Origin of the sequence: Cobetia sp. BMC6, from assembly GCF_029991385.1 — a bacterium.
Taxonomy (GTDB): domain Bacteria; phylum Pseudomonadota; class Gammaproteobacteria; order Pseudomonadales; family Halomonadaceae; genus Cobetia.
Map to the genome: position 1 here is coordinate 758510 of NZ_JAKUMF010000001.1, position 13437 is coordinate 771946.

Here is a 13437-nt window from a genome sequence, read left to right on the forward strand (position 1 = left end):
CGGGCGTTTATTCGAACTGGCGTTCGATATGGTAATTTGGCGATACGCTCTGTAAGCCATTTCTTACAAGCATCTGGTCGTGGCGAGGGTTTCAACTGCTATCAATGGCTTTCCTGTCTTGACGGTCAGTCGGGTATGAGTTTCGGCCTGCTATCGCTGCTCTGCGTTCGCGGTGGCAGCTGCACGTGCCCGCGGCGGGTGGCGAGGGCGGCAACGCCGCGCAGCCCAACGGTCGACAACGCCAGCATGTCGACGGCAAGTCCACCATGCTAGGATTTCGGCTGGGCATGCCGGTCATCTCGCTGCTGCATGCCGTCCCTTATTCACGGCTTCTCGACAGCAAGAAGCAGCAGTGCAAGGAAAGATCACGCATGTTCACGGGTATCGTACAAGGCATGGCGGAAGTGGTGGCCATTGAAGAGCGCACTGACTTTCGCACGCATCAGGTCCGGTTGCCGGCGGGGCTGGAGGCGGGGCTGGAGCTGGGGGCCTCGGTGGCCCATAACGGTTGCTGTCTGACCGTGACGGCGCTTGAGGGCCAACTGGCCAGCTTTGACCTGATGCGCGAGACGCTGCGTCTGACCAATCTGGGCGAGCTCGAGGTGGGCAGCGTCGTGAACGTGGAGCGAGCGGCACGCTTCGGCGACGAGATCGGTGGGCACTCGATGTCCGGGCACGTGATGGCGATGGTGACCATCGATGCCATCGAAGCCACTGCCGACAATCGTCGCATCTGGTTCCAGGCGCCGGCCGAGCTGATGCGTTTTCTGTTCGACAAGGGCTATGTGGGACTTGACGGTGTCAGCCTGACGATCGGCGAGGTGCAGGGTACGCGCTTCTGCGTCAATCTGATTCCCGAGACGCTCGAGCGCACCCTGATGGGAGTCCGTGCCGTCGGGGATCAGGTCAACCTTGAAGTCGACCCGCAGACGCAGGCCATTGTCGAGACCGTCGAGCGGGTCATGGCCTCCCGTCTGGCATGAGGCTTGCTGGTCTGCAGCGGATCACCTCACTGGCAGGACGCCAGTACTCGTCTGACTGGTCAGGAAATATGCCGGGAATGCTCGATTCGCTGCAGACCTTTGGGTACCATGTTGCGCCTTTCGATGCCCTGCCGCCGGCGGGGCATCGTGGTTCAGGCAGGCTGAACAGGGGGAAAGCGTCATCCAACGCCCTGTGCGGCATACCTGTCCGAGCGAGTTCGTCTTGATCTGCTGATTCTGACAATCATCGACCACTGCGCCTTGCCGGACAGGCACTGCTCAAGGATAGGGGCTACCTCAATGCTGGAACGTCTTTTCAAGCTCTCCGAGCACGGTACCAATGTGCGTACCGAAGTCATCGCAGGATTTACCTCCTTCCTCGCGATGGCCTATATCATCTTCGTGGCCCCCTCGATGCTGGCCTCCACCGGCATGGATCACGGCGCCGTGTTCGTCGCGACCTGCTTGGCGGCAGCCATCGGTTGTCTGGTCATGGGCCTCTATGCCAATTACCCGATTGCGCTGGCACCGGGCATGGGGCTGACGGCCTTCTTCACCTATACGGTCGCCGGTCAGATGGGCGTGCCCTGGCAGGTCGCGCTGGGCGCGGTCTTCCTGTCCGGTGTGAGCTTCTTCCTGCTCTCCGCCTTCAAGATTCGCGAGTGGATCATCAATGCCATTCCCGCCTCGCTGAAGACCGGCATCGCCGCGGGCATCGGCCTGTTCATGGCGATCATCGCCCTGCAGGGCAGCGGCATCGTCGTCGACGCCCCCGGCACGCTGGTCACGCTGGGCGATCTGTCCTCGCCGGCGGCCATGTATGCATTGCTCTCGTTCTTCCTGATCGTCGCGCTGTCCTACCGCAAGGTGATCGGTGCGGTGATGATCGGCATACTGCTCGTCACGCTGCTGGCGACCCTGACCGGCAACAATGACTTCCACGGCCTCGCCTCGATGCCGCCGAGCATGCTGCCGACGCTGGCGGAGCTCGATATCGCCGGCGCCTTCAATCTGGGCATGGTGTCGATCATCTTCGCCTTCCTGTTCGTCGATCTGTTCGATACCTCGGGCACGCTGATCGCCGTCTCCCAGCAGGCTGGCCTGACCAATGAGCGTGGCCACCTGCCGCGACTGGGACGGGCCTTGATGGCAGACTCCAGTGCCACCATGGTCGGCTCCGTCATGGGCACCTCGAACGTGACCAGCTACATCGAATCCGCCACCGGCGTGGCCGCCGGCGGACGTACCGGCCTGACGGCCGTGGTCGTGGCTGGCCTGTTCCTCGTCAGCCTGTTCCTGTCGCCGCTGGCGACCTCGATTCCGGCCTTCGCCACTGCCGGTGCGCTGCTGTATGTCGCCTGCCTGATGACGGGTGGCCTGGCACGCATCGACTGGAACGACATTACTGAAGCGGCACCGGTGGTGATTGCCACCCTGGTGATGCCGCTGACCTACTCGATTGCCAACGGGATCGCGCTGGGCTTCATCAGCTACGCCGTGATCAAGCTGTTCTCCGGCCGTTATCGTGATCTGAGCCCGGGGCTGGTGATTCTCGCCATCCTGTTCGCCTGCAAATACCTGTTCCTCGACGGAGCCCTCTAATGAGCATCTACAGCGACTACATCAAGTCTGTCATCCGCACCGTGCCGGACTGGCCGCAGGAAGGCGTCAACTTCCGTGACATCACGCCGGTGCTGCAGAATTCCGCCGCATTCCGCAAGCTGATCGACTCCTTCGTGCACCGCTATCAGGAGATGGAAATCGACGCCATCGCCGCCATCGATGCACGTGGCTTCATCATCGGCGCACCGTTGGCCTATGAGCTGGGCTGCAGCTTCGTGCCGGTGCGCAAGAAGGGCAAGCTGCCGTTCAAGACCATCAGCGAGACCTACACGCTGGAATACGGTGAGTCCACCGTCGAGCTGCACTCCGATGCCTTCCGTGAAGGCGATCGCATCCTGGTGATGGATGACCTGATCGCCACCGGCGGCACCATGCTGGCGGCCTGCAAGCTGATCGAGCGCACCGGTGGTGTGGTCGTCGAGACCGCAGCCATCATCGACCTGCCGGAAATCGGCGGCTCCGCGCGCATTCGTGAAGAAGGCCACAGCGTCTTCGCGGCGTGCAGCTTCACCGAATCCGAGTAATGCCGGCTTGACGCGATGGCCCTGTCTTCTGGCAGGGCCATCGTCGTTGCTGCGGGCAGCGAATCCGAGGCCCTTGTCCGCGCTGCGGTGTGGCTGAGTGGATCTTCCCCTTGTGCGGTGGCGCGCCAGCCACCATGCTTTCCTTCTGTTTCGTCATTGCGAGTGACCCACATGTCTTCCGAACGCTACCACGACCACTTCATCGTCTCCTGGGATCTGCTGCACCGTGATGTGCGCGCGCTATGTCACGACCTCAGCGGCCGCGATTACAAGGGCATCATCGCCATCACCCGCGGTGGTCTGATTCCGGCCGGCCTGATCGCCCGCGAGCTGGGTATCCGCCACATCGATACCGTGTGCATCAAGAGCTATCACGACCACATGGAGCAGGGTGGCCTGGAAGTGGTCAAGGGCGTTGATCACGATGGTGACGGCTGGCTGCTGGTCGATGACCTGGTCGACACCGGCAATACCGCACGTGCGGTGCGTGACATGCTGCCCAAGGCGCACTTCGTGACCGTCTATGCCAAGCCGGAAGGGCGTCCGCTGGTCGATGGCTTCATCACCGAAGTGCCGCAGAACTGCTGGATCCAGTTCCCGTGGGACATGGGTATCGCCTACGTCGAGCCGATCGCCGAGCAGCTCAAGAAGCAAGAGAGCGATAGCTGACATGCCGTTGGAGACTGCCGCAAGTGGCCGCTCCGAGGTGCTGCCTGCCGATTGGCAGGCGCATCTTGGCCCTGAGTTTCAGGCCGACTACATGCAGCGTCTGCGCAGCTTTCTTCGCGCCGAGAAAGATGCCGGCAAGGTCATCTATCCGCACTCCGATGACTGGTTCCGTGCCTTCTGGCTGACGCCGCTCTCCAACGTCAAGGTCGTGATCCTCGGGCAGGACCCGTACCACGGCCCGGGCCAGGCGCACGGACTGTGCTTCTCGGTGCGCCCCGGTGTGCGCCCGCCGCCTTCGCTGAAGAACATCTACAAGGAACTGGCCACCGATATCGGCGTCGAACCCGTCGATCACGGCTTCCTGGAAAGCTGGGCGAAGCAGGGCGTCTTGCTGCTCAACAGCGTGCTGACCGTCGAGCAGGGCAAGGCCGCCTCGCATCAGAAGCAGGGGTGGGAGCAATTCACCGACCGCGCCATCGACGTGATCAACCAGCACTGCCAGGGTGTCGTCTTCCTGCTCTGGGGCAGTCATGCCCAGAAGAAGGCCCGCGCTGTGGACACCCAGAAGCACCTGGTGCTCCACGCGCCACACCCATCCCCCCTCGCAGCGCACCGAGGTTTCTTCGGCTCTCGCCACTTCTCTCAAGCCAACGCCTGGCTGGAAGCGCGTGGGGAAAAGCCGATCGACTGGCAGTTATAATATCTGATTGTGACAAGCTTCTAGGGAATGCCGCCAAGGATGAACAAGAGTCAACAAACACTCGAGGTGGATGGGGTATTTTGTATCAGCCTCAAAGAGCGGGAAGACCGCCGGGAACATCTACAGAAAGAGTTTTTACCGCTAGGCTTGGATATTGAGTTTTATCTTGCCGAGCGTGATGTGGATAATCCTGAGCGTGGATGTTACGAGTCACATCGTGCCTGCGCAGCAATTGCCATGGAAAGAGGTTATCAACGAGTCTTGATCCTTGAAGATGATGCTACTCTTGCCTTGCCGGCTGAAAGTGTAATAGCACGTATCAATTGTTTCTTGAAAATACGTAACCCGGAAATTTTTTACCTTGGTGGCATGCTGGGAAGGATGTGGTTGATTCCTTTTGCGGGCGTGGTTAGAGCCAAGCTGACGGGAGGGCATGCCTATATGCTGTCTCGTAAAGGTATGAAGAAGATAGTTGATAAGCCTTATTCAAAAAAAGCGGTAGATAGTTTCTACGCGACTGAATATAAGGCTTATGCTGTTTACCCTCTTTTTTGCGATCAGCTTCCAGAATCGGATGTCAAAAGTGATATCGCTGATTATCGAATTGAAACGAAAGGGGGGGGCAGCTACAAAGATGATGAGTATTGGAATCTCAATTCAAGAAAGCAGGAAGTAGCGCTGCGTAGGGATATGTGGAGAACCTTATGTGGACGATGGCTTTAATGTTTCAGGAGATGGTCAATTGAAAGCATACTGGTGGCGATCGGCGAATGGCGGATGTAATTTTGGTGATGAAATCACATCTATCATTTTGGATAGAAAGTTTCATGTCGCTCATTCCATCTCGAATGTCGATGAGGCAGATTTGATCTCTGTTGGCAGTATTTTAAATAAGCTCGTCAACAATAAAGCGATTTCTTCACGAAATAGGAAGATTCATGTTGTAGGGTCTGGGCTTATTTCTCCATATGTCAAACATGCCTCTTTATTCAAGCGATTGAAACCAATGGGCAGGACATTTGGCAAATCTGTTGTTATTCATTCTGTACGTGGGTATATGACTCAGCAGGTGCTCACTTCATTGGGAGAAAAAGAATACCCTGTCGGTGATCCAGGGCTCATGCTCCCTTTAATTTATGACACAGATCCAGACAAGACTTATAAAGTGGGATTTATTCCTCATATCTCCACTATCGGTAGTCCAGAGTGGGGAAAAGTGTGTGCTCGTGTAGGTAATAGTATAATAATAGATTTCCGCACGGATGATCTGGAATCTATTATTACTCAGATAAAATCCTGCGAAATCATTGTAAGTCAGAGTCTACATGGCTTGATCATAGCGGATGCCTATGGAGTCCCGAATTGCTGGTTTTATGATGGTCCTCTCCATTCTGGAGGTAAGTTCAAATTTTATGATTATTTCTCCTCTGTTGGCCGTAGCTTTGACCTGAGTTTTTGTTCTTTCAATGAGATAAATAGTGCCGATATCAACAGGTGCGCGGATAAAATCGATCCTAATGTCATCTACAGCTTGCAGTCGGATATAGTCAAGAGGTTTGAGGAAGCCTTGCAACAAATATAAACTTGCATTGATCAATCATATTTTACTGTTCTGGCTAGAAATGTAATGTGTATGTACTTGCATGCTCTATGCAATATTCCTCCTTTTTCGTAGGCGAGAATGATCTTCTCGGATATCAGGAGGGGGAATGCGCAATAAAGCAGATGGTGAATTTCGAAGGTGTTTCAATAAGAATAAGTGTATCTTTGTCGGAGTGCCAAGGGTAGGGAGTGAATCTATCTTTTTAGCTCTGGGGGATGAGTACGTTAAGAAGAGGGATTATCACGATTACCGGTTTTATCAGAAAATAGATCCCTCTCGTTTTAATCAATATTTCAAGTTTGCTTTCGTTCGTCACCCACTGGATAGATTATTTTCGGCTTATCAGTATTTAAGGCATTCTGGTGACCATAGTCAGAGTCACAAAGCGCTATCTGAAGAGCTGCGACAATATCCAACTTTCGATGCGTTCGTCTTGAATGGCTTAACTGAAGAAAAATTCAAATCTCATCCGCTTTTTATTCCTCAGTCACATTTCATTGTTGATGATAATGACAGAGTGATAATGGACTATGTGGGTAGATTTGAGAATTTTGAGGAAAATTTAAGTCATGTTCTCATTCATCTCGGCATTAAACAAGGTCGAGCGCACAACAAGCGATGGCTGACAAGCCGTTCAATAAAGTGTGATGAGGGTACTGTCAATGTAATTCGTAATTATTATTCAAGAGACTTTGATAATTTCAATTACGAGTAGCCAGAACCAACACCGTCGATGATGGATCTGCCGATGCTATTCATTGCAGGATAATATATTTTGATCTTAATATGAGTAAAGTACCTGTGTCCATGGTATTGCAAGGGCCTCGTGCGGGGCATCTCATCAGCCTCAAGAATCTGGGTGGAGCTGAGCGGACCTTCACCAACTTCTTTCGCATGGCCGCACGCGAGCGAGATCATCATGTGCTGCTGCAGACGCCTGAAATTCATCCGATGCTGAAGCCCGAATATGCGGACTTTGCAGGTCGGGTGCATGATATAAAGCGTTATTGCGGCATCAAGCTTCCTCGGCAGCTGCCTTGGCTCCGCGATACCTGCCAGGCTCGCATGCTTGATGACGAAGAGGTGCAGGCAATCGTGGTGTGGAACAAGCTGCGTAACCATCCGCTGCATTTCCCCGATCACATCAGCCTCATCCATTATGAGCATGGCTCTGCCTGGTTCGTGGAGCCCGCCTCTGATATCACGGACTATCTCTCACGCCTCGATGGGATCATCTGCAACTCCTTTGCGGCCAGTCGCATGTTGCAGTTGTCGCTTGGCATCAGTGAGTCCTTGCCGTGTCGGGTGGTGCGCAATTCCATCGTACTGCCGCAGGTGACCTCCGACCATCCGGACGAGCGGTTCAGGTTCGGGTTTGCAGGTCGTTTGACCGGGCTCAAGGCACCGGTGATCGCCATCGAGGCATTGCGAGAGCTCAAGGCGAGTGTCCCCCATGCAGAGCTTTGGATCGCTGGCGAGGGGATACTGGAAGACGCCTTGAAGTCACTGGTGGTGAAATGGGGGCTGGAGGAGAGTGTCCGCTTCTGTGGTCTGTTGAATGACATGAGTGACTTCTATTCCTCTCTCGATGCCTTCGTATGTCCTTCCTGGCGTGAACCCTTCGGTAATGTGGTGCAGGAAGCGCTGGCGCATGGTGTGCCCGCCATCGTCGGCAATGTGGATGGCTTGCCGGAGCAGATCTCCCCAGGGGGCAATGGCGAAATTCTGTCGCCAAGCAGGCCCCGCGAATCGCTGGCTATCTATGGCGAGGAATTCATTGTCGGACCGGACAGAGTCTATAGTCCGGAGCAAGACGCCATCGTGGTCGCAAAGGTGCTCGAGCCGAGCGAAATCGCTCAGGTGCTGAAGCAATGGGCAACAAGTCCGCATCAGCGTAGAGAGATGGGCGCGGCTGCGCGCGTGATCATTGCGCAAGATTTCTGTCAGCAGAAATACTGTCAGGGTATCGGCGACTTCATTGCTGAAGTGGTGGCTGGGTAACCATTGCTGCCGATATTGGTCACAGGTCAGCCACCTTCATGGCCGGCCTGTCTTGCCTCTTCATTGCCCTTTGACGAGTGTACTGAAGTTTCCTTGCACTTTATTCCGGTAAGCTGAAGCCACAATGGATTTTTCGTACATTGGGGGGCGGTCATCAGTGGCTGGTGACGATCCACAAGAACAGGGTTGATATGATGTGGCGAAGCAATGACTTTCCTTATCGCAAACACTTTACGCGTAACAAGTGCATCTTCATTCATATTCCCAAGGCTGCCGGCACATCAGTCCTGGCCGCCCTGGGGAAGACGAAGGAAAAAGGGCGTGATCATGTCTCCTGGCAGGTTTACAAGAAGGCCAGTTCCAGAAAATTCGCCCGTTATTACAAATTCACCTTTGTCAGAAATCCCTACGATCGTGCCCTGTCAGCGTATCGCTATATATTGAGTGGCGGCAATCAAGGCAAGCAGGATCTCGCCATTGCTAAGGAGATGGCAGAGTATTCAGATTTTGATGATTTTGTCGCACGTGGCTTGTGGCAAGGCGCTTTTCGTAGTCATCTCCTGTTTCTCTCGCAGTCCTCTTTTGTCATGGATGGAAACGAGACCTTGATGGTGGATTTTCTGGGGCATTTCGAAACCCTGGACAAGGACTTCCAGCAGGTTGCCAACAAGCTGGGCATCAGTGGTGAGATTGCGCATCGCAACAAGGGGAGTGTCGAGGCGGGGGGCGGCATGACTGCGGCAACCCGCGAGAAGCTGGCCATTCTCTATGCACAGGATTTCGTCAACTTCGGTTACACACCTTGAATGAGTGGCAGGCGGGAGGGCGCCAGTCCATTTGCGGCGCTTCCTCCACTGTCACCTGAAGGCGAGAGCCTTAACTTGTAAGCCTGCTTCCGCTAGAATGCGCTCAATTTACCAGCCTTCCCGCTGCTATCGTCCGAGCCGGCGGGGGTAGTGCTGCGTATCGTTTGCACCATCTTCTGTCCCAAGAGGTATTTCCATGAGCGTCCATGCCATCAATCATCCACTGGTCCAGCACAAGCTCGGCCTGATGCGTGCAGCAGGCATCAGCACCAAGAGCTTCCGTGAGCTGGCCAGTGAGGTCGCCAAGCTGTTGACCTATGAGGCAACCCAGGACCTGGAGCTGGAAACTACCACCATTGATGCCTGGAGCGGCAACGAGCTGGATGTCCAGACCATCAAGGGCAAGAAAGTGACCATCGTCCCGATCCTGCGCGCCGGCCTGGGCATGCTGGATGGCGTGACGGACCTGATTCCCCCGGCACGCATCAGCGTCGTGGGTCTGTACCGTGATGAAGAGACGCTGGAGCCGGTGCCGTATTTCGAGAAGTTCGTGTCAGATCTCGACGAGCGTCTGGCCATCGTGATCGACCCGATGCTGGCAACCGGCGGCTCCATGATCGCCACGCTGGACATGCTCAAGGCCAAGGGCTGCCAGCAGATCAAGGTCATCGTCCTGGTCGCGGCACCTGAGGGGATCGCCAAGGTGCAGGAGTCCTACCCGGATATCGAGATCTACACCGCCTCCGTCGATGACCGTCTCGACGAGAACGGTTACATCGTGCCGGGTCTCGGCGATGCCGGCGACAAGATCTTCGGCACGCGCTGAGCGCCCGCCAGAGATGACAACGCCCTGCGCATCTGCGTGGGGCGTTTTTGTATCTGTCTGACCTGTCTGAGCAGTCAGGATCAGGCGGTTGACTCCTCCGCCCGTGAAAAGAAGTGCTGCCATGTCGTCTTCATCACCGTCCTCTGATACCTCCTCTCCCCATGCGTCGTCTGCCCATGTGCCCTTGCCGGAACAGGAAGGGTTCTCGCTGACGACTCTCGTCACCGGCGCGCAGATGCTGTTCGTCGCCTTTGGTGCGCTGGTGCTGGTCCCGCTGCTGACCGGGCTTGATCCCAACGTCGCCCTGTTCACGGCCGGTGTCGGCACCCTGGTCTTCCAGTGCGTGACCAAGGCCAGCGTGCCGGTCTTCCTCGCCTCATCGTTTGCCTTCATTGCGCCCATCCAGAGCTCGGTCGCCAACTTCGGCATTCCTGCCACCATGGGCGGTTTGTTCGTCGCGGGGCTGGTCTATGTGCTGCTGGCGCAATGCATTCGTCTCAAGGGTGTCGGCATCGTGCATCGCCTGCTGCCGGCTGTCGTGGTCGGGCCGGTGATCATGGTCATCGGTCTGGCGCTGGCACCGACGGCGGTGCAGATGGCCACCGGCGAGTTCAGCGACAACATCTCGCATGCCCAGGCGCTGACATTGTCATTGGCCAGTCTTGGCGTGACGCTGGTGCTGTCGATCTTCGGACGTGGCATGTTGCGTCTGGTGCCGATCCTCGGCGGTATCCTGACGGGATATGTGCTGGGGCTGCTGATGGGAGTGATCGATCTCTCGCCGGTGCATGCGGCTGCGTGGCTGGCACTGCCAAGCTTCACTGCGCCGACCTTCGAATTCTCCGCCATCCTGTTCATGATTCCCGTCGCCATCGCGCCTGCCGTCGAGCACATCGGCGACATGGTGGCGATCGGCTCGGTGACACGGCGTGACTACCTGAAGAAGCCGGGGCTGCATCGCACGCTGCTCGGTGACGGTCTGGCGACGTCGGCGGCGTCATTGTTCGGCGGTCCGCCAAATACCACCTATTCCGAAGTGACCGGCGCGGTGATGCTGACTCGCAACTTCAACCCACGTGTGATGACGGTCGCGGCCTGTGTCGCGATCTCGCTGGCCTTCATCGGCAAGGTCGGCGCCGTGCTGCAGACGATTCCCACGCCGGTGATGGGCGGCATCATGTGCCTGCTGTTCGGCTCGATCGCGGTGGTCGGCATGAACACGCTGGTGCGCGCGGGAGATTCGCTGACCGCACCGCGCAATCTGGTGATCGCCTCCTTGATCCTGGTGTTCGGGATCGGTGGCATGCAGGTCGGTGGTGGCCAGTTCACGCTGCAGGGCGTGAGCCTGGCCGCCATTCTGGGCATCGTGCTCAACCTGATTCTGCCGCCGGCGAAAGAGGGAGAATGATTACCATCTGATGAGTGGTCGCAGGGAACATTTCCGCGAATGACGGTTCAGATAAATGCAACTCCCGTGTGCTGAGCGACTGGCACATGCGAGTTGCATTTTTCGTTTTCCCACCCGACGCCAGCTATCGTTTTCGCATGTCTTGCACGCGACACAAAGCGGTACTGGTGGACATTCGAAGGAGTGATGCTTGCGTACCCTGGTCGTAGTGAGAAGCCTGAAAATGGGCGGCATGGAGCGAGTAGCGGTCAATCTTGCCGACAGTCTGGCCGCGAATGACCACGAGACGCATATGGTCATCTGGCGCGGTCGTGATCAGGTGCTTGAGCCACAGGATGCCAGCGTCCAGCAGCACATCGTGCCGATTCAGCAACGCGTTCAGCGTTCCGTCGGCGGCGCCCTGACGACACTGGCGTCACGCCTGGTGCTCAATCCCGTGATCCGCCGTTCCAATTTCGTGTGGGTCGGCAAGGCCGGTGGCGAGGAATTCGCCGCTTGGCTCGAGGAATTCGAGCAGGAACACGGCAAGGTTGACCGCATCATCTTCCGTGGCCTGGGAACCTTCGAGCAGGTGTGGGGGTTCAAGGATCCTCGTGCACGTTACGTGCTGGAAAATCGCGTCAACTTCAGCGGCCCGCAGTGGAAGCAGCGCATGTTTGCCCGCTGCCTGCTGGAGGACAAGCATCTGGTGGCGGTGTCCGAGGATGTGGCGCAAGGGGCACGAGACATTGCTCGCCAGCATGGGGTGACACCGGCGCATATCGAGACGATCGTCAATGCCTGCCCTATCTCCCGGATTCGCGAGCAGGCCGCCATGGATGAGCCGGATATCCCCGCTGAGCCCTTCATTCTCAATGTGGCGCGTCTGGTGCCGCAGAAAGATCATGCTCTCTTGCTCGAGGCTTATGCCCTGGCCAATCCGAAGGAGCCGCTGGTGATCGTGGGGGCGGGCAATTGCCGTGAAGCCCTGGAAGCCCAGGCTGAAAGGCTTGGCATCTCAGAGCGGGTGATCTTCGCCGGTCATCGTGACAATCCCTATGCCTGGATGCGGGCCGCCAAGCTGTTCGTGCTCAGCTCGCGTGTCGAAGGCATGGGGATCGTGCTGATGGAAGCATTGGCCTGCGGCACACCGGTCGTATCGGTGGATTGCCGTGGCGGAATACGCGAGATCCTGAAGGGTGAACTGGAACACGCCATCGCACCGCATTCCGCCGAAGGCCTCGCGCGACGCATGAACGAGTTGCTGGCAGACGAGGGTTATCCGGTTCGCGAGGAATGGCTGGCTGATTTCTGCCCGCACACCATGGTGGAGCGTTTCCTGGCCGAGCCGGCCATTAATGAGCCCTGGGGCGAGGCGCGCGAGCAGTCGCCTGATGCTGCGGGCCAGCCTCACTCCCGAGCTGCAAGAGGCTAGCGACGCGCTTTATGCCAACTCGGCCGCGCTGGCTTGGGTCTTGCCTGTCAAGGCCATGCTGGCCAGGGTTGAGCTGGCAGGGCCGATCAGTTCTCGAGCGAAGCCTGGCCTAACGACTCTGTGCGATGCATAGCCACTGGCAATCCGGGGCCTCGGCAGCGTCGGAGGTCCCGTGGTGAGTAACTTCACGGCTTGCGGCTTCAGGGATGTCGAGCTCACCGCTGGCGGCTTGCGATGCTTCAGGCTTGCGCCAGTGCAGTTGATAGCGCTCCCCGGCATGCAGTCGCGCAGCATCACCACATTCGAGAAGTGCCTCCTGGCAGGCCGCCGTCGCGGGGAGCTCGATACACAGTGCGCCGTGCGTGACCAGCACCAGGCTGTCATGCGTGGCCTGCAGATAGGCGCTGCACTCCGGTGCGAGGCTGCCCAGTTCGATCTGGGGCAGTGGCGATGTCTGCCGGGATTGATCGATGCACCGCAGCGTGAGACCCGGCCCACAGCCCGCAATCGGCTCATGCTCGCTGTCACGCAGGATACGTGGTGGATCGACGGGCACCTCATCGCTGAAGAAGTCGCTCAGCGAGATCGGAAATACCTCGAGAATCTTGCTCAGTGAGCTGACGGAAGGGCTGACCGCGTCCTGCTCGACCTGCGAGATGGTCGAATTGGTCACCTGGGCGCGCTTGGCCAGTTCGCGCTGAGAGAGGCCATGACGCATCCGCAGTTCGCGCAGCCGCTTGCCCAGCGTGGGAGACGTTGCCATTTCCTCGTCTGCCATTTTCTCGTCGTCAGTGAGCTGAACTGCCTTGCCGGCAGTGAAAGGTTCGGGGGCAGTGCGGGAGGTATCGTGCGACATCAGTGGTGCCTGATTGAGTGAGCA

At 57.3% G+C, this 13437-nt stretch carries 14 protein-coding genes; 13 read left to right on the top strand and 1 reads right to left on the bottom strand.

Annotated features, from left to right (window positions below; translation table 11 throughout):
- Positions 1-371: 371 nt before the first annotated feature.
- The 13 genes from MKZ40_RS03265 (at position 372) to MKZ40_RS03325 (ending at position 12557) form a co-directional block, all read left to right on the top strand.
- On the top strand, positions 372-983 hold the full coding sequence (locus MKZ40_RS03265) for a riboflavin synthase (RefSeq protein ID WP_054557313.1): 612 nt from the start codon (positions 372-374) through the stop codon (positions 981-983).
- A gap of 300 nt (positions 984-1283) precedes the next feature.
- Complete coding sequence (locus MKZ40_RS03270; RefSeq protein ID WP_175089365.1) at positions 1284-2585, top strand: NCS2 family permease; 1302 nt, start codon at positions 1284-1286, stop codon at positions 2583-2585.
- On the top strand, positions 2585-3130 hold the full coding sequence (locus tag MKZ40_RS03275) for an adenine phosphoribosyltransferase (RefSeq protein ID WP_175089366.1): 546 nt from the start codon (positions 2585-2587) through the stop codon (positions 3128-3130). Before MKZ40_RS03270 ends, MKZ40_RS03275 begins: the two co-directional genes overlap by 1 nt.
- 171 nt (positions 3131-3301) lie before the next feature.
- Positions 3302-3799 (top strand): xanthine phosphoribosyltransferase, encoded by a 498-nt coding sequence (gene gpt / locus MKZ40_RS03280; RefSeq protein ID WP_175089368.1) that lies wholly within the window; start codon positions 3302-3304, stop codon positions 3797-3799.
- A gap of 1 nt (position 3800) precedes the next feature.
- Positions 3801-4499: a uracil-DNA glycosylase gene (ung, locus tag MKZ40_RS03285; protein ID WP_217485849.1), complete on the top strand. Its 699-nt coding sequence runs from the start codon at positions 3801-3803 to the stop codon at positions 4497-4499.
- 39 nt (positions 4500-4538) lie between these two features.
- Entirely contained in the window at positions 4539-5222 is a 684-nt protein-coding gene (locus MKZ40_RS03290) for a glycosyltransferase family 25 protein (protein WP_175089371.1), read from the top strand.
- Positions 5206-6081, top strand: coding sequence for a polysaccharide pyruvyl transferase family protein (locus MKZ40_RS03295; RefSeq protein WP_175089373.1), 876 nt, complete (start codon positions 5206-5208; stop codon positions 6079-6081). The genes MKZ40_RS03290 and MKZ40_RS03295 overlap by 17 nt, the downstream gene beginning before the upstream one ends.
- 127 nt (positions 6082-6208) lie before the next feature.
- Positions 6209-6817, top strand: coding sequence for a sulfotransferase family 2 domain-containing protein (locus MKZ40_RS03300; protein ID WP_175089375.1), 609 nt, complete (start codon positions 6209-6211; stop codon positions 6815-6817).
- A gap of 92 nt (positions 6818-6909) precedes the next feature.
- Positions 6910-8103 carry a glycosyltransferase family 4 protein gene (locus MKZ40_RS03305; protein WP_175089377.1) on the top strand — a complete coding sequence of 398 codons (1194 nt, stop codon included), beginning with the start codon at positions 6910-6912 and terminating at the stop codon, positions 8101-8103.
- Positions 8104-8267: 164 nt separating this feature from the next.
- Positions 8268-8909 (top strand): sulfotransferase family 2 domain-containing protein, encoded by a 642-nt coding sequence (locus MKZ40_RS03310; RefSeq protein WP_175089379.1) that lies wholly within the window; start codon positions 8268-8270, stop codon positions 8907-8909.
- Between the two features lie 196 nt (positions 8910-9105).
- The gene (gene upp / locus MKZ40_RS03315; protein WP_043335602.1) at positions 9106-9735 is read left to right on the top strand and encodes a uracil phosphoribosyltransferase; all 630 of its coding nucleotides are present in this window, start codon (positions 9106-9108) and stop codon (positions 9733-9735) included.
- Between the two features lie 121 nt (positions 9736-9856).
- Entirely contained in the window at positions 9857-11143 is a 1287-nt protein-coding gene (locus tag MKZ40_RS03320; RefSeq protein ID WP_175089381.1) for a uracil-xanthine permease family protein, read from the top strand.
- A gap of 190 nt (positions 11144-11333) precedes the next feature.
- Positions 11334-12557, top strand: a complete 1224-nt coding sequence (locus tag MKZ40_RS03325; RefSeq protein WP_254627063.1) for a glycosyltransferase — start codon at positions 11334-11336, stop codon at positions 12555-12557.
- A gap of 109 nt (positions 12558-12666) precedes the next feature.
- On the opposite strand, the gene MKZ40_RS03330 is transcribed toward MKZ40_RS03325, so the two are convergent.
- Positions 12667-13413 (bottom strand): helix-turn-helix domain-containing protein, encoded by a 747-nt coding sequence (locus tag MKZ40_RS03330; RefSeq protein ID WP_348994679.1) that lies wholly within the window; start codon positions 13411-13413, stop codon positions 12667-12669.
- Positions 13414-13437 lie beyond the last annotated feature (24 nt).